The organism is Bacillus sp. AK124 (assembly GCF_053903085.1).
In genome coordinates, this window is record NZ_CP096378.1 from 1,700,397 (window position 1) to 1,716,670 (window position 16,274).

A 16,274-nucleotide genomic window follows, 5' to 3' on the forward strand; every position below is an offset into this window, starting at 1 on the left:
ATGGCAGTGGAACAAATGACAATGCCGCAGCTCGGGGAGAGCGTGACGGAGGGAACCATCAGCAAATGGCTTGTCAGCGTCGGAGATCACGTCAACAAATACGATCCGATTGCTGAAGTGATGACGGATAAGGTCAATGCTGAAGTCCCTTCATCGTTCACGGGAACGATTACCGAGCTTGTCGGGAAAGAAGGCGAAACTCTGCAAGTCGGAGACGTCATCTGCAAAGTCGAAACAAACGAAGAAGCGAAACCGGAGGCTGAGGCTGCTTCCAATCTGGATCAAGCGGAAGCGGAGCCGGCCAAACCGGAGGAAAAAGATACATCTCAGAAAAAACGTTATTCCCCGGCGGTGCTGAGACTTGCCGGTGAGCACAACATTGATTTGGAGCAGGTGGAAGGTACCGGTGCCGGCGGACGGATCACCAGAAAAGACATCCAGCGCATCATTGCTTCCGGAGCTGCTCCTCAAGCTGATGCGGCGCCGGAAAAACAGCCGGATACAAATGCCGCGGGAGCGAGTGAGCCCGTCCAAAAGCCGGCGCAAGCCGCCCCTCAAGCTGCACCGCCTCAGAGTGCGGCTGGAGACGTCGAGATTCCTGTGACCGGAATCCGTCATGCGATTGCGACCAATATGGTCAGAAGCAAGCATGAAATCCCTCATGCCTGGACGATGATGGAAGTGGATGTCACAAGTCTTGTGAGCTACCGCAACAAAATAAAGGACGAATTTAAGAAGAAAGAGGGCTTCAGCCTGACCTTTTTCGCGTTCTTTGTCAAAGCGGTCGCACAGGCGCTGAAGGAATTCCCGCAAATGAACAGCATGTGGGCCGGAGATAAAATCATTCAGAAAAAAGACATCAACATCTCAATTGCAGTAGCGACTGACGATGCGCTGTACGTTCCTGTCATCAAGCATGCCGATGAAAAAACAATTAAAGGCATCGCGAGAGAAATCTCCGAACTGGCTCATAAGGTCAGAAGCGGCAAGCTGACGAGCGGGGATATGAGCGGAGGTACGTTCACGGTCAACAATACCGGTTCGTTCGGGTCGGTTCAGTCAATGGGGATCATCAACCATCCACAGGCGGCCATCCTGCAGGTTGAATCGATCGTCAAGCGTCCCGTCGTCATGGAGCATGGCATGATCGCGGTCAGAGATATGGTGAACCTGTGCTTATCCCTCGACCACAGAGTGCTTGACGGCCTCGTTTGCGGCAGATTCCTTGCCCGTGTGAAAGAGATTTTGGAACAAATCGATGATCATACTTCCATTTATTAAAAAAGAAGAGCTGGCCCGTTAAGGGTCAGCTCTTTTCTTTTTCTAAGGGGGCGAGCATGCGGAGATGTCCGTTTAGCACCTCGATTGAAGCCGGCGTTTTTGTGCAGATTTCGCCGTCTGTATCGGCTTCCATTGGGAGGGCGGTTTCAACTTCAACGGTTTGCCCCTGATAATAGGAGAGCTCGCCTGCAAAGGAATCCCATTCGGGATCATCCATTGCAAAAAGTTCTTTCAATGCAGCCAGATTCGTATTCCGGCAGACGAGGATGTCCGCTTTTCCGTCGTTAATGCTCAGCTGCGGAAGGGGGATCTTGTTTGTTCCGATAAATGGTCCGTTCAGCACGACCACCATGACCGCTTCGTCAGTAAACTCTTCTCCGTCGATCGACAGGCGGAAAGAGAAAGGCTCAAGATTGGAGATGGTCCGCAGTGCGCTTGTAAAATAACTGATTCTCCCGAGCAGCGCTTTTTCCGTTTGATTGATATGGGTGGAAGCTTCCGTAATCAATCCGATGCCCCAGAAGTTGAGACAATAATGATCATTTGCTTTTAACACATCGACCGGGACAGGTTTTCCATTGACGAGCGCTTCCGCCGCTTTTTCAATGTTCTGGGGAATGCGGAGCGCCCTCGAAAAGTCGTTGCATGTGCCGCCCGGGAGAATGCCGATATCTGGCTTCGTTTGAAGCTGGCTGATGCCGTTAATGCATTCGTGCACCGTTCCGTCACCGCCTAATATAAACAATTGCCCGATATCCTCCCCGATCTTTCGGCAAAATTCGAATGCATCACGTTTTTTTCTCGTCGGTTTTACGATGAGTTCGTCTATAGCCTGTGAAAGAACAGGTACGGCAGCACCCAGTGTTTTTTCAACATTTTTTTGTCCTGCATTTCCGTTGTAAATCAGCATTGCTTTCTTTCGGTTCATAAAGGTGCTCCTTTATTTGATAGAGTCTTTACTTATTTTTCCCCGGGCTGCCCGTGCCATAAACCTGAAGGAACACGAATCGCCTGATTTGCGGTTCGGACGGTTTCAAAGTATCATTAGAACAGATGAGCAAACAGCGCCTTTAGCATCATGCTAAAGGCGGCTAAAAAGGAGAGATCTTAAAGTGAACATGGATTTTAATCTGTTTATGAATGATGTCGTGCGCCAAGCCAGACAGGAAATAACGGCTGCCGGCTACACCGAATTGAAAACGCCTGAAGAGGTCGATGAAGCGCTCACGAAAAAAGGGACTACGCTTGTGATGGTCAACTCCGTCTGCGGCTGTGCAGGGGGAATTGCAAGGCCAGCCGCACATCATGCGGTTCATTACGATAAGCGCCCGGATCATCTCGTCACCGTTTTTGCCGGACAAGACAAAGAAGCGACGGCTCGAGCAAGGGGATATTTTGAAGGATATCCGCCCTCTTCTCCGTCATTCGCTCTTTTAAAAGACGGCAAGATTTTAAAAATGGTCGAACGCCATGAAATTGAAGGCTATGAGCCGATGGCTGTCATCACTAAGCTTCAAGGATTGTTTGAAGAATACTGTGAAGAAGTATAAGGTAAAGGAAATACCGCCTGCCAAAACAGTGGCAGGCTTTTTTTATGTATAAAAATTCTTTTTATATGCAATCAGAAAGATAAAAACACAGGCTTTCAATTGGTATTTAAATGCTTGTTTGAAGGTTTTTCAGTTATTTTTCAAAATGGTATTGCATCTGGCCTAGAAAATGTTTAAAATACATATCAACGAATAAATATTCAAAAAAGGTTCAGGGGGATACACAACATGAAAAAATGGATGTTACTGGTAGTGGCAGCATGTGTCACATTTGCATTGACTGCATGCGGGACGAGCAGCAGTTCTGCTGATAAAAAAACATTGGTGATGGGAACTTCAGCCGATTACCCGCCTTTTGAATCGAAAGACGGAGATAAGATTGTCGGTTTTGATGTTGATCTGGCCAATGCACTGGCTAAAAAAACGGGCCATGAAATCGAAGTGAAAGACATGGACTTCAACGGCCTGGTGACCGCTCTTAAAACAAACAAAGTCGACATCGTGCTTTCAGGAATGACGCCGACGCCTAAACGCAAAAAGCAGGTCGATTTTTCAAACGTCTATTATACGGCTCACAACATGATCGTTACAAAAAAATCAAGCGGCATCAAATCGCTTGACGATTTGAAAGGAAAAACGGTCGGCGTGCAGCTTGGCTCCATTCAGGAAGAAAAAGCGAAGGAGCTTACGCCGGATTATAATTTAAAAGTTGAAAACCGCAACCGCATTTCGGATTTAACCGAAGAAATCAAAGCGGGCCGCTTTGACGCAGCAATCATAGAGGATATCGTTGCCGAAAAATATATTAATAAAAATGAAGAACTGGTTGGCTACAATCTGCCGAAAGAACCGGATGAAAAAGCCGGCTCCGCGATCGCCTTCAAAAAGGGAAGCGATTTGACCGAGAAGTTCAACAAAGCGCTTGAAGAAATGGAGAAAAGCGGAGAACTTGAAAAGCTGAAAGAAAAATGGTTCGGCGGAGAAACGAAAAAGTAAGCGTGAAAAGTTCAACTTTTTGTTGAACTTTTTTTTCTAAAGCGATGTGCGCCTCTTTGATGATGAGGCGGGAGAGGGAGAGTCACATGAATTTTCTTGATTTTTCTAGTACAATACCCGAGATGCCTTTCATTTTGGAAGGCTTGGGCGTCACCTTAAAAGTGGTCGCGGCTGCGGCCGTGCTTGGATTTTTGCTGGGGGTTTTGATTACGCTTTTAAAAATCAGTTCGATCAAGCCCCTCGCATGGATTGCCGATTTTTACACTTCCATATTCCGGGGGACACCGCTTGTTCTGCAGCTGATGATCGTCTATTACGGGCTGCCTCAGGTGCTGGGCTTCGATATTGATGCTTACTGGGCGGCCGTCATCGCATTCGGCTTAAATTCCGCCGCTTATGTGTCAGAAATCATCAGAGCCGGAATCAATGCGATCGACAAAGGGCAAAAAGAAGCGGCGATGGCGCTGGGCGTCCCGTATGCAAAGATGATGAAGGATCTCTTGCTGCCGCAGGCCTTTAAAAATATCATGCCAGCGCTGATCAACGAATCGATTACACTGACAAAGGAATCGGCTGTTGTCACCGTCATCGGACTCGGCGATATTATGAGACGAAGCTATCAGGCGGGAGCGGCGATCTACAGCCCGCTTGAGCCGATGCTGTTTGCGGGTCTCATCTACTATGTGCTCGTTTTGATCCTGACGTTTGTCGGCAAAGCGATTGAAAGGAAGCTGAATGTCAATGATTAATGTTCGCAATCTCTCAAAATCTTTCGGAAAGCACGAGGTGCTTAAACATATTTCCGTTTCCTTTGAAAAAGGCGAAGTAGCCGCTGTCATCGGTCCGTCAGGCTCAGGCAAGTCCACGTTTCTGCGTTGCTTAAACATGCTCGAAAAGCCGACGGAGGGCAGCATTTTCATTCAGGATCAAGAGATTACAAGACCGAAAACAAATGTGCTGAAAATCAGAGAGAACATCGGCATGGTCTTTCAGCATTTTCATTTGTTTCCGCATAAAACGGTTCTTGAAAATATTACGTATGCACCTGTCCATGTCAAAAAAGAAAGCAAACAGGCAGCAACGAAAAAAGCGGAAGAACTGCTTGAGAAAGTGGGGCTTATCGATAAAAAAGATGATTATCCGAACCGTTTATCAGGGGGGCAAAAGCAGCGCGTTGCGATTGCGAGGGCGCTGGCGATGAATCCGGACATCATGCTGTTTGACGAGCCGACATCGGCCCTTGATCCTGAGATGGTCAAAGAAGTGCTTCAGGTGATGCAGGATTTGGCGAAAACCGGGATGACGATGGTGATCGTGACGCACGAAATGGGCTTTGCCAAAGAAGTCGCCGACAGGGTGCTTTTCATGGATGAAGGAACCATTGTCGAAGACGATGATCCTAAAGCGTTTTTTTCTTCTCCAAAATCGAAAAGAGCTCAAGACTTTTTAGAGAAAATACTATAAAATAAGCTGAAGAAGATGCTGATCTTCTTCTTTTTTATTCACTAAGACTAGCAGAAAAGATTGGGGTTAACGATGTTTAAAATAGGTTATCGCACATTAAAAACAGCGCTTGGCACAGCATTGGCCATCTATATCGCACAGCTGCTCGGCCTTCATAATTTTGTGTCGACAGGGATCATCACGATCCTCTGTATTCAAGTGACGAAAAAGCGGTCCCTTCAGGCATCATGGGCCCGGTTTGCGGCATGCATTCTTGCGATCGTTTTTTCATACGCGTTTTTTGAACTGATCGGCTATCATCCGGCTGTCATCGGTCTGATGCTGCTGTTCTTTATTCCGACAACCGTTCTTCTGAAAATAAAAGAAGGAATCGTCACAAGTTCGGTCATCATTCTTCATCTTTATATGTCAGAAGGGATCACCCTTTCTCTCATTTGGAATGAATGCCTCATCATCATTACGGGAATCGGCGTTGCCCTGCTGATGAATTTGTACATGCCGAGCCTCGATAAAGAGCTCAAACAGTATCAGCAGAAAATCGAAGATAACTTTGCCAAGATTTTTGAAGAAATCGAACGCTATTTGCTGACCGGGGAACAGGACTGGACGGGAAAAGAGATTCCTGAGACGCACCGTTTGATCAATGAAGCGAAGACCCTGGCATACCGCGATGTGGAAAATCACTTTCTCAGGCACGAAAATCTCTATTATCACTACTTTAAAATGAGAGAAAAGCAGTTTGAAATTATCGAAAGGGTCCTGCCGAAAATCACGTCGATTTCGATGACGGTTGAACAGGGGCATATGATCGCAGCGTTTCTTCATGATTTAAGAGGAGCCATCCATCCCGGCAATACGGCTCATAAGTTTTTGAAGCGGCTCGTGAAAATGAGAGAGGAAATTGATGAGATGGAGCTGCCGACGACACGCGAAGAATTTGAAGCGCGCGCTGCTCTTTTCAATTTTCTCGGCGAAATGGAACAGTATCTTGTGATTAAGAGCTACTTTAAAGGAATTAAATCTCCTGCATAACCGCATGAGTTTCTCCTTCATTGGTCAATCTAATGAAACAGGGGGAAACCCGTGCGGTTTTTTCTATTCCTGCGGAAGTCCGGGCTTGAAAAAAAGCAGGCGTTTCTCCGCAAAAAGAGCCGCCTGCTTTCATGATTTGTATTAAAAAATCATGCTGAGTCCGGTAAGCAGAGTCGTCAGCACCATGACGCCGATCATTAAAATAACCATGAATTTGATGAATTTTCGAGACAAGCTTTTCACCTCTGTTTTTTAATCTCCCATTATTTTATACTGCTTTTTTTCATCGGACAAGTTTCGTGTAAGAATCAAATAGAGAAGGGGCAGAACACGATGAATATGTTTGAAAGAGTCGACGATTTAAACAACAGCCGTCAACAAGCTTTGCTTGGGGGCGGGCAGGAACGGATCGACAGGCAGAAGCAAAAAGGCAAGCTCACCGCCAGAGAGAGAATCGATCTTCTGCTTGATGAGGGAACGTTCACTGAGCTGAATGCTTTTGCCAGAAGCCGGCAGTCCGGCGGCCCGTTAGGCGACGGGGTTGTCACGGGATTCGGAAAAATCGACGGGCGACCCGTTTATCTGTTTTCCCAGGATTTTACCGTCACCGGCGGAGCGCTCGGAGAAATGCACGCCAAAAAAATAGCTGCCGTCATGGATCTTGCCCTCAAAAATAAGGCCCCTTTCATCGGTCTGAACGACTCAGGTGGTGCGAGAATTCAAGAGGGTGTGCTATCATTAGATGGATACGGTCATATTTTTTACCGAAATGTCCTTTGCTCAGGCATCATTCCGCAAATCTCTGTCATTCTCGGCCCTTGTGCGGGCGGCGCGGTTTATTCTCCAGCTTTGACCGACTTCGTTTTTATGAACGAAAAAACCGGACAGATGTTCATTACCGGTCCGAAAGTCATCAAAACGGCGACAGGCGAAGCTGTCAGCTCCGGAGAATTGGGGGGCGCCTATATACATAATTCAATCAGCGGGAATGCCCATTTTTCCGGGGATTCCGATGAGGCCGTCCTCAGTGAGGTGCGCAAGCTCTTGTCCTACATCCCCCAGAATCACGAAGAAAAGCCCCCGGCTAAGGCGAGAAAGGCGAAAGATGATGAGATAAGGCCTGATTTAATGACGATTCTGCCTGAAGACGGTCAGCGGCCGTATGACATCAAACAGATCATCGCGGAAATCGCAGACAGCGGAACATTTTTTGAAGTGCAGCGCCACTTTGCCAAAAACGCGGTGATCGGTTTTGCAAGGATAGCGGGGGAAAAGGCGGCGATCGTGGCCAACCAGCCGAAGTATTTAGCCGGAAGCCTCAGCATGGATGCGGCTGACAAAATCGCCCGGTTTATCCGTTTTTGCGATTCCTTTCAGATCCCGATTTTGACTTTGGTGGATTGCCCCGGCTTTCTTCCGGGAATACGCGAAGAGCACGGCGGGGTGATCAGACACGGCGCTAAAATCCTATACGCGTATGCGGAAGCCGCCGTCTGCAAGGTGACGGTCATTTTAAGAAAAGCATACGGCGGAGCATATGTCGCTTTAAACAGCAAGGCGCTTGGAGCGGATGCCGTATTTGCTTGGCCGAATGCAGAAATTGCAGTGATGGGCGCCTCGGAAGCTGCAGATGTGCTGTTCGCGAAGGAAATCGAACGGTCGGAAGACCCGCGGGCCGCCCGCGAGGAAAAAATCCGGAAATGCATGCACGCTTCAAGCCCTTTTGCCGCTGCAAGATACGGCATGGTAGACGATATCATCGATCCGAAAGAGACGCGGAAGAAGCTGATCCAAACGTTTGACATGCTGAAGAGCAAAAGAGAAATCCGGCCGGACAAAAAGCATGGAAATATACCGCTTTAAAAATGGAGGGGAAACTAGCATGAATGAAAAACGCCTGTTAGAAGAGTTTTTAGAACTTGTGCAAATTGATTCCGAGACAAAACACGAAGCTGATATTTGCAAGGTGCTGAAAGAAAAATTTGCTGCTCTTGGAATGGATGTCGTGGAGGATGACACCGCGCCAAAAACGGGGCACGGAGCGGGAAACCTCGTGTGCACGCTTCCTGGAACGAAAGAGGCGGACACGATTTACTTTACATCCCACATGGATACCGTCGTGCCCGGAAAAGGCGTGAAGCCGGTCATTGAAGACGGATATGTCAAAACAGACGGCACAACGATTTTGGGAGCTGACGACAAAACAGGCCTTGCAGCGATGCTCGAAGCCGTAAAAGTGCTGAAAGAAAAAAACATTCCGCACGGAACGATCCAGTTTATCATTACGGTCGGCGAAGAATCGGGGCTTGTCGGAGCGAAAGCTTTAGACCGATCTCTGATCAAAGCCGATTACGGATATGCGCTTGATTCCGACGGGAAGGTCGGCAATATTATCGTAGCAGCGCCGACACAGGCGAAAATTAGAGCAACTGTCTACGGAAAAACGGCTCATGCCGGAGTAGAGCCGGAAAAAGGAGTCTCCGCGATCACGATCGCTTCAAAAGCGATTGCCAAAATGCCGCTTGGCCGCATCGACGAGGAGACGACGGCTAATATCGGCCGCTTTGAGGGCGGAACGCAAACCAATATCGTCTGCGATCAGGTCGACATTCTCGCTGAAGCCCGTTCGCTTGTTCCGGAAAAAATGGAAAAGCAGACCGAAAAAATGAAGCAGGCGTTTGAAGCAGCCGCCGCTGAAATGGGTGGCAGAGCCGAGGTGGAAATCGAAGTCATGTACCCGGGCTTTAAATACAAAGACGGGGATCTCGTCGTTGAAATCGCCAAAAAAGCCGCCGGGAAAATCGGCCGTCCGTACGAGCTATTAACGAGCGGCGGAGGAAGCGATGCGAACGTCATCGCAGGACACGGCATTCCGACTGTCAACCTTGCAGTCGGATATGAACAAATCCATACGAAAAACGAAAAAATGCCGATTGAGGAACTTGTCAAAACTGCAGAAATGGTTGTTGCCATTATTGAGGAAGTAGCAAACCCGTCATAAAGGCGGGTTTTTACAGGGACCGTTTCAGCTCGAGCCGATGGTTTCAGCGGAAACGGTCACACTACCTGAAGTCACGATCGAGAAGATGGAAGGGAAACGCAAAAAAGCTTGCGCCTTTAAAGGCGCAAGCTTTTTTATTTTGTAGCCGATTCAGCAGGCTGAATGGCTTTTTTGTTTTTTTGGTAAACTTGATGAAGAACGACGGATTGAATCGTCAGAAGCAGTCCGCTTGTCAGCCAGTACAGCGGCAGGGCTGCAGGGACGTTGATCGAAAAGATCGTCATCATCACAGGGAAAAAGAAGCCCATGATTTTGGCGGACTGCTGAGCCGCCGGATTTGTTTGGGCGTTCTGTGCGTTCAGCTTTTGAGACACATAGAACTGGATAAAATACATGAACCCGGCGCATAAAGATACGATAATATCCGAATGCCCGAGGTTAAACCAGAGAAAAGAGTGTGAAGCAATTTCGGGCGTCGAGCGGATCGCATAATAAAAACCGATCAGGATCGGAAACTGAATTAGCATCGGCAGGCAGCCCATCGCCAGCGGATTGATGTTATGCTTTTGGTAAAGCTGCATCATCTCCTGCTGAATTTCCCTCTGCTTCACAGGATCTTTCGTCTTTTTTAGCTTGCTTTGAATCGCATCCAGCTCAGGTTTGACAAGCGCCATTTTTTCCTGCATGGCCCGCTGTTTTTTATACTGGTTGGCAAACAGCGGAAAGACGAGAACCCGGACGATGATGGTCACAAAAATAATCGACAGTCCGTAGTTTCCGTGGAAAAATCCAGCGATTCCTTTAATCAGCTCTGAAAAAGGCCCCACGACATAGTGTTGGAAGAAGTTGTCGCTTCCTCCGGTACTGCCGGTGGCTGCCGAAGCTTGTTCACCTATAAACATGGTCATGATCAAAAACATTGCAGTCGCAAACAATTGTTTTAATTTCGTGTTCAACACGTTCTCCTCCTTCTGAATAAAAGGGCCCGTCTGCCGGACACCTTTTCCCGTTTAAATTGAAAGAAGAAGGGAACGGTGGTCTTCATCGTCGTTCGATGAAGCTTTCATGCGAATGACTTTACTTATCCATACCGTAATGCGATGATATAGGATGATAAGAAAATCGATTGCAGAAACAAACTGTATTGCATGATATTCTTCAAACCGTTTCGTTTTCCAGCTGTCGCCCGTACTGCAGTCCTTTAGGATGAGGGCGATACCGATCGCCGTCAGTGCGGGAAGGACGATTGTGAAAAACTCAAACAGTAAAAAAGCATCGTTGAAAGATTCAAGAATCATCTATTATCACTTCCGTTTCATTTAACATCTTACTATATGAATGCCGGGATGTCTAATCTGAGTACCAGGAGGGAGCCGTTTTGTCTGCTGATAAACAAAAGGGAAGAGTCATCTTTCATATCGATATGAACAGCTTTTACGCGTCTGTTGAAATGGCGTATGACCCTTCGCTGAAAGGCAGGCCGCTCGCCATCGCGGGAAATGCAAAGGAGCGGAAAGGCATCGTCGTCACGTGCAGCTACGAGGCGAGAGCACGCGGCGTAAAACCGCCTATGCCGCTTTGGGAAGCGAAGCGGCTCTGCCCCGAGCTGATCGTCAAGCCGCCGAATTTCGACCGCTACAGAAGCTCTTCAAGAGAAATGTTTCAAGTGCTCAGGGAGTATACGGACCTTGTCGAGCCCGTTTCCATTGATGAAGGGTACATGGATTTAACGGACACGCCATACAGAAATCGGGCATATGAAACGGCGAAGGAAATTCAAGAGCGCCTTCAAGAAGAACTGCTTCTTCCGTCAAGCATCGGGATCGCTCCGAATAAATTCCTGGCCAAAATGGCTTCGGATATGAAAAAACCGCTCGGCATTACGATATTGAGAAAGCGCGAAGTGCCCCGGATTCTTTGGCCCATGGACATCAGCGAGATGTACGGAGTCGGCCGGAAAACCGCTGAAAAGCTCAAGACGCTTGATATCGGCAAGATCGGCGATTTGGCTGCCGCAGATGAGTATGCTTTAAAGCGCCTCCTAGGTATCAACGGCCCCCGTTTAAAAAGGAGGGCAAACGGCATCGACACCGGAGAGGTGAATCCCGACAGGATATACGAATTCAAAAGCGTCGGCAATTCCTCGACTCTCCCGTATGACAGCACAGATGAGAAGGAATTGTGCGGCCTGATTGACAAGCTTTCCGTCTCAGTAAGCGACAGGCTGAAGCGAAAAGAGGTCATGGCAGCAAAAGTTTTCATCATGATCCGCTTTGCGGATTGGACAAACATAACCAGAAGCAAGACCCTTCTGAATCCGACCGATTCAAGAGAAGATATTGCGAAGGAAGCGAAAGCCCTTTTCAGGCAGCATTGGCACGGAAGCCCTGTCAGACTTTTAGGCGTGACGGGAACAGACCTCGTCAATCGGAAGGAAGCCGTCAAACAGCTTGATTTATTTTCGTTTCATGAGGATGCCAAAGATGAGCCGATCCAAAAAGTGATGGCCGAATTGAATGAAAAATATGGAACAGACCTCATCAAAAAAGGGATCAGGATCGTGAAAAAAGAAAGCAAGACGAGCGGAACAAGCTTTAACAAAGATTTTTTCCAGGACGAGAGACAAGATCAATAGCTTGAAAATGTAGGTCAAAGTGTGGTAATTTCAATTTAAATAAAAATTAAACTAAAATGCTAAACGCTTTAGAAGGGACGTTTGACATGGCAAAACAACAAATAGGTGTAGTTGGTTTAGCAGTAATGGGAAAAAACTTGGCTTTAAACATTGAAAGCCGCGGGTTTACGGTTTCTGTTTACAACAGATCAAGCGAGAAAACGGAAGAGTTTCTGAAAGAAGCCGAAGGCAAAAACGTTGTCGGTACATACAGCATTGAAGAGTTCGTTCAATCTCTTGAAAAACCGCGCAAAATTCTGTTGATGGTCAAAGCTGGAACACCGACAGACGCAACGATTCAATCGCTCCTGCCTCATCTTGAAAAAGGCGACATTTTGATTGACGGCGGAAATACATATTATAAAGATACGCAGAGAAGAAACAGAGAGCTGGCCGAAAGCGGCATTCACTTCATCGGCACCGGTGTTTCCGGCGGTGAGGAAGGCGCTTTGAAAGGTCCTTCTATCATGCCAGGCGGACAAAAAGAAGCCCATGAGCTTGTCAAGCCGATTCTTGAAGCGATTTCTGCAAAAGTAGACGGCGAACCGTGTACGACATACATCGGTCCAGACGGCGCCGGCCATTATGTAAAAATGGTTCATAACGGCATCGAATACGGAGACATGCAGCTGATCTCAGAATCATACTTTATTTTGAAACACATTGTCGGTCTGTCTTCAGATGAGCTTCACGAAGTCTTCTCCGAGTGGAATAAAGGAGAGCTTGACAGCTATCTGATCGAAATCACGGCTGATATTTTCACGAAAAAAGACGAGGAAACTGGCAAGCCGCTCGTTGACGTCATCCTCGATAAAGCAGGTCAAAAAGGCACAGGAAAATGGACGAGCCAAAGCGCTCTTGACCTGGGCGTGCCGCTTCCGATCATTACGGAATCCGTTTTCGCCCGCTTCATTTCTTCCATGAAAGAAGAGCGCGTCAAAGCAAGCAAGCTTCTGACAGGTCCTGAAGCGAAACCGGCCGCCGAGAACAAAGAAGAGCTGATCGAAGCGGTCAGAAAAGCACTCTTCATGAGCAAAATCTGTTCTTACGCACAGGGCTTCGCTCAAATGAAAGCCGCATCAGAAGAATACGGCTGGGATTTGAAATACGGCGATATCGCGATGATCTTCCGTGGAGGATGCATCATCCGCGCGGCGTTCCTGCAAAAAATCAAAGAAGCGTATGACCGCGATCCGGGGCTTGACAACCTGCTTCTTGATCCTTACTTCAAAAATATCGTTGAAGGCTATCAGGGCGCTCTCCGCAAAACGATTTCTCTTGCGGTTGAACAAGGAATTCCTGTACCTTGCTTCTCAAGCGCTCTCGCTTATTTTGACAGCTATCGCACTGCGACATTGCCGGCCAACCTGATTCAGGCGCAGCGCGACTACTTTGGCGCACATACGTATGAGCGTACAGATAAAGAAGGCATTTTCCACACTGAGTGGATGAAATAAGATGTAAAACCGCAAGCTGAAAAGCTTGCGGTTTTTTGATTTCGGAAGGATGCATGTTTAAGCGCTTCTGTGGAAACCTACTCAAAAGAGAGTTTCAATAAGGAGGAATCAACCCATGTATCCGAGTTTAGAGGGAAAAACGGTGGTTATTACAGGGGCGGGTACAGGTCTTGGAAAAGCGATGGCATTTCGCTTCGGTTCTGAAAAAGCCAATGTAGTGATCAATTACTTCAAGGAAGAAGAAAATCCTGAAGAGACGGTGAAGAAAATAGAAAACAGCGGAGCGCGTGCGATTGCCGTTCAAGGGGATGTCTCAAAAGAAGACGATGTAAAAGCGCTGATTAGACAGGCTGTTGATTCATTCGGTTCCGTTGATGTGATGGTGAACAACGCCGGGGTGGAAAATGAAGTACCTTCTGAGGATTTGTCTCTGGAAGACTGGAACCGGGTCATATCAACTAATTTGACAGGGATGTTTTTAGGATGCCGGGAAGCGATCGGCTATATGCTCGATCATAATATTAGAGGCTCGGTCATCAATATGTCGAGCGTCCATCAGCAAATCCCGTGGCCGCATTTTGTCCATTATGCAGCAAGCAAGGGCGGGGCAAAACTGCTGACGGAAACCCTTGCCCTTGAATATGCCCCGAAAGGAATTCGGGTAAACGCGATCGGACCGGGTGCGATCGATACGCCGATTAACGCCGAAAAATTCGCTGATCCCGAATTGAAAAAAGGCGTTGTTGAATTGATTCCGATCGGGTATATCGGAAAGCCGGAGGAAGTCGCGGCTTGCGCGGCCTGGCTCGCATCCGAAGAAGCGAGCTATGTGACGGGCCTGACGCTGTATGCGGACGGCGGAATGACGAAATACCCGGGATTCCAAGCTGGAAAAGGATGAAAAGAAGGCGGGGTGCCTTCTTTTCATCATAAGCCCAAAAAAATTTACATAAGATTAATAGAAAGCAAAAGTGCTGTTTACATAGCAATGATAGTGTAGGTTTGTCAACAAAAAGCGGTTATGGAGGGAGTACATAAGAATGGGTTTCTTACGCAACAGAATCGTCGGCATTACACTGGCAGGCGCAGTCGCTTTAGGATCAGCGGGAACAGGCAGTGCAGCAATGGAAACAGCGAAAAAGAAGGAACAACCAAAGGTGAAAAACGTGATCATGATGGTCATGGATGGAACAAGCTCTTCTGCAACAACATTGGCACGCTGGTATAAAGGCGAACCGCTCGCGATGGACCAGATTGTCAGCGGCGGTGTCCGGACGCATTCGGCAGAATCGGCGATCACTGATTCTGCACCTGCAGCAACTGCGATGGCAACGGGACGAAAATCAAATTCTTCCTATATTGGAGTGCTGCCTTCAAAGGTGAATACACCAGGTGTCGAGAAGGTCGGTAAAAAAGATCAATACCGGCCTGTGGCAAACGTGCTGGAAGGCGCCAAACAGAAGGGAAAAGCAACTGGCATTATTGCAACCTCTGAAATTCAGCATGCCACACCTGCCGGCTATTCCGGCCATCATAAGGACCGCAATAACTTTGAAGTGCTCGGTGAACAGCAGGTTTATCAAAACATGGACGTTGTCCTTGGCGGAGGAAAAGAATCGCTTCAGCCGGGGACAAAGGATAAAAGCCGCAAAGACGGTGAAGACCTTGTCAAAGTGCTCAAAGATAAAAAGTACGATTTTGTTGAAACGAAAGATCAGCTCCTCAAGTCAAAATCGAAAAAAATTTGGGGCGCATTCTCACAGCGCGATCTCGCGTATGACATGGACCGCCGTGCAACGCATCCAGAGCAGCCGACGATTGCGGAGATGACGAAAAAATCGATTCAGACGCTTTCTAAAGACAAGGACGGTTTCTTTTTATTCGTGGAAGGAAGCAAGCCTGACTGGGCAGCGCATCAAAACGATCCGATCGGCATGATCAGCGATGTATTGGCATTTGATAACGCGGTGAAAGAAGCGCTTGAATTCGCTAAAAAAGACAAACATACAATGGTTATTGCCGTCTCAGACCACGGCAACAGCGGCATCTCCATCGGCAACAGCAACACGACGAAAGGCTATGACACAACGCCGGTATCAGCCTATATCGATCCGCTGAAAAAGGCTAAAATGACGGTGGAAGGCGCAACCGGCAAATTAAAAGACGATTTATCGAATATCGAAGAAGCGGCAAAGCTTTACGGACTTGATGATTTAACGCCGGCAGAGAAGGAACAGCTGAAAAGCGTGAAAAACAAAAAAGAAGCGGCTTCATTATTCACCAAGCTGCTCAGCAACCGAGCCAACATCGGATTCACAACAGGCGGTCATACAGGTGAAGATGTCTTCCTGTATTCGTACGGTCCCGAAAAGCCGCAGGGCCTCGTCGATAACACCGGCATCGCTAAAACGATGGCAAAAGCAATGGGCTTCAACTTAGACAAATTAACAAACGAATTATTTATCGAAGCAAAACAGGCATTTAAAAAAGCCGGAGCCAGCGTAACGATCGATCAGAAAGATCCGGCTAATCCAGTTCTTGTCGCATCGCGCAAAAAAGGGAAAGCCGAAATGCCGGTGAACAAAAACCTCATCAGAATCAACGGAAAGGAATATGAATTAGACAGCGTGATTGTTGAAAGCAATGGATCCTTCTACGTGCCGAAGGAAGCAGTTCAGCTGTTCAAAAAATATGCCCGATAATTTGTTTGGCCCCCCTCTTGAAAGAAGAGGGGGTTTTTATTATTCAAAATAAATACATACATTTATTTTTAAATGTCTAGACATATAAAAATAAAAAGATATAATAATAGTTGTGTG

16 protein-coding genes are annotated in these 16,274 nt (G+C 47.5%); 12 read left to right on the top strand and 4 right to left on the bottom strand.

What is annotated here, in order from left to right:
- Window positions 1-1,281 carry a dihydrolipoamide acetyltransferase family protein gene (locus tag M1E06_RS08670; protein WP_020452113.1) on the top strand — a complete coding sequence of 427 codons (1,281 nt, stop codon included), beginning with the start codon at window positions 1-3 and terminating at the stop codon, window positions 1,279-1,281.
- A gap of 25 nt (window positions 1,282-1,306) precedes the next feature.
- Here M1E06_RS08670 and M1E06_RS08675 read toward each other — a convergent pair whose 3' ends face one another.
- On the bottom strand, window positions 1,307-2,209 hold the full coding sequence (locus M1E06_RS08675; protein WP_020452112.1) for a YegS/Rv2252/BmrU family lipid kinase: 903 nt from the start codon (window positions 2,207-2,209) through the stop codon (window positions 1,307-1,309).
- A 184-nt stretch (window positions 2,210-2,393) separates the two neighbouring features.
- On the opposite strand from M1E06_RS08675, the gene M1E06_RS08680 reads away from it, so the two are divergent.
- From M1E06_RS08680 to M1E06_RS08700, 5 genes are all read left to right on the top strand, one after another.
- Window positions 2,394-2,831 (top strand): BrxA/BrxB family bacilliredoxin, encoded by a 438-nt coding sequence (locus M1E06_RS08680; RefSeq protein ID WP_023855153.1) that lies wholly within the window; start codon window positions 2,394-2,396, stop codon window positions 2,829-2,831.
- 228 nt (window positions 2,832-3,059) lie between these two features.
- Window positions 3,060-3,827, top strand: coding sequence for a transporter substrate-binding domain-containing protein (locus M1E06_RS08685; RefSeq protein ID WP_023855152.1), 768 nt, complete (start codon window positions 3,060-3,062; stop codon window positions 3,825-3,827).
- Between the two features lie 86 nt (window positions 3,828-3,913).
- Window positions 3,914-4,576 (top strand): amino acid ABC transporter permease, encoded by a 663-nt coding sequence (locus tag M1E06_RS08690; protein WP_020452110.1) that lies wholly within the window; start codon window positions 3,914-3,916, stop codon window positions 4,574-4,576.
- Window positions 4,569-5,291: an amino acid ABC transporter ATP-binding protein gene (locus M1E06_RS08695; RefSeq protein WP_023855151.1), complete on the top strand. Its 723-nt coding sequence runs from the start codon at window positions 4,569-4,571 to the stop codon at window positions 5,289-5,291. Before M1E06_RS08690 ends, M1E06_RS08695 begins: the two co-directional genes overlap by 8 nt.
- 72 nt (window positions 5,292-5,363) lie before the next feature.
- Window positions 5,364-6,323 carry an aromatic acid exporter family protein gene (locus tag M1E06_RS08700; RefSeq protein WP_020452108.1) on the top strand — a complete coding sequence of 320 codons (960 nt, stop codon included), beginning with the start codon at window positions 5,364-5,366 and terminating at the stop codon, window positions 6,321-6,323.
- Between the two features lie 141 nt (window positions 6,324-6,464).
- Here the strand turns inward: M1E06_RS08700 and prli42 are convergent, their stop codons facing one another.
- Window positions 6,465-6,557 carry a stressosome-associated protein Prli42 gene (prli42, locus tag M1E06_RS08705; protein ID WP_023855150.1) on the bottom strand — a complete coding sequence of 31 codons (93 nt, stop codon included), beginning with the start codon at window positions 6,555-6,557 and terminating at the stop codon, window positions 6,465-6,467.
- 99 nt (window positions 6,558-6,656) lie between these two features.
- Here prli42 and M1E06_RS08710 point away from each other — a divergent pair, with 99 nt between their 5' ends.
- Together M1E06_RS08710 and M1E06_RS08715 are read left to right on the top strand one after the other, a co-directional pair.
- Complete coding sequence (locus M1E06_RS08710) at window positions 6,657-8,186, top strand: acyl-CoA carboxylase subunit beta (protein ID WP_035338359.1); 1,530 nt, start codon at window positions 6,657-6,659, stop codon at window positions 8,184-8,186.
- A 19-nt stretch (window positions 8,187-8,205) separates the two neighbouring features.
- The gene (locus M1E06_RS08715) at window positions 8,206-9,324 is read left to right on the top strand and encodes a tripeptidase T (RefSeq protein WP_023855148.1); all 1,119 of its coding nucleotides are present in this window, start codon (window positions 8,206-8,208) and stop codon (window positions 9,322-9,324) included.
- 134 nt (window positions 9,325-9,458) lie between these two features.
- On the opposite strand, the gene M1E06_RS08720 is transcribed toward M1E06_RS08715, so the two are convergent.
- Complete coding sequence (locus tag M1E06_RS08720) at window positions 9,459-10,244, bottom strand: membrane protein insertase YidC (protein WP_229078641.1); 786 nt, start codon at window positions 10,242-10,244, stop codon at window positions 9,459-9,461.
- Between the two features lie 90 nt (window positions 10,245-10,334).
- Entirely contained in the window at window positions 10,335-10,622 is a 288-nt protein-coding gene (locus M1E06_RS08725; protein ID WP_020452104.1) for a hypothetical protein, read from the bottom strand.
- Between the two features lie 125 nt (window positions 10,623-10,747).
- On the opposite strand from M1E06_RS08725, the gene M1E06_RS08730 reads away from it, so the two are divergent.
- The 4 genes from M1E06_RS08730 to M1E06_RS08745 all read left to right on the top strand — a co-directional run bounded on the left by M1E06_RS08730 (window position 10,748) and on the right by M1E06_RS08745 (window position 16,157).
- A complete protein-coding gene (locus M1E06_RS08730; protein ID WP_229029996.1) occupies window positions 10,748-11,959 on the top strand; it encodes a DNA polymerase IV in 1,212 nt (403 codons plus the stop codon).
- 86 nt (window positions 11,960-12,045) lie between these two features.
- Window positions 12,046-13,455 (top strand): NADP-dependent phosphogluconate dehydrogenase, encoded by a 1,410-nt coding sequence (gene gndA, locus M1E06_RS08735; RefSeq protein WP_020452102.1) that lies wholly within the window; start codon window positions 12,046-12,048, stop codon window positions 13,453-13,455.
- A gap of 115 nt (window positions 13,456-13,570) precedes the next feature.
- Window positions 13,571-14,356 (top strand): SDR family oxidoreductase, encoded by a 786-nt coding sequence (locus M1E06_RS08740; protein ID WP_035338358.1) that lies wholly within the window; start codon window positions 13,571-13,573, stop codon window positions 14,354-14,356.
- Window positions 14,357-14,495: 139 nt separating this feature from the next.
- Entirely contained in the window at window positions 14,496-16,157 is a 1,662-nt protein-coding gene (locus tag M1E06_RS08745; protein ID WP_020452100.1) for an alkaline phosphatase, read from the top strand.
- Window positions 16,158-16,274 lie beyond the last annotated feature (117 nt).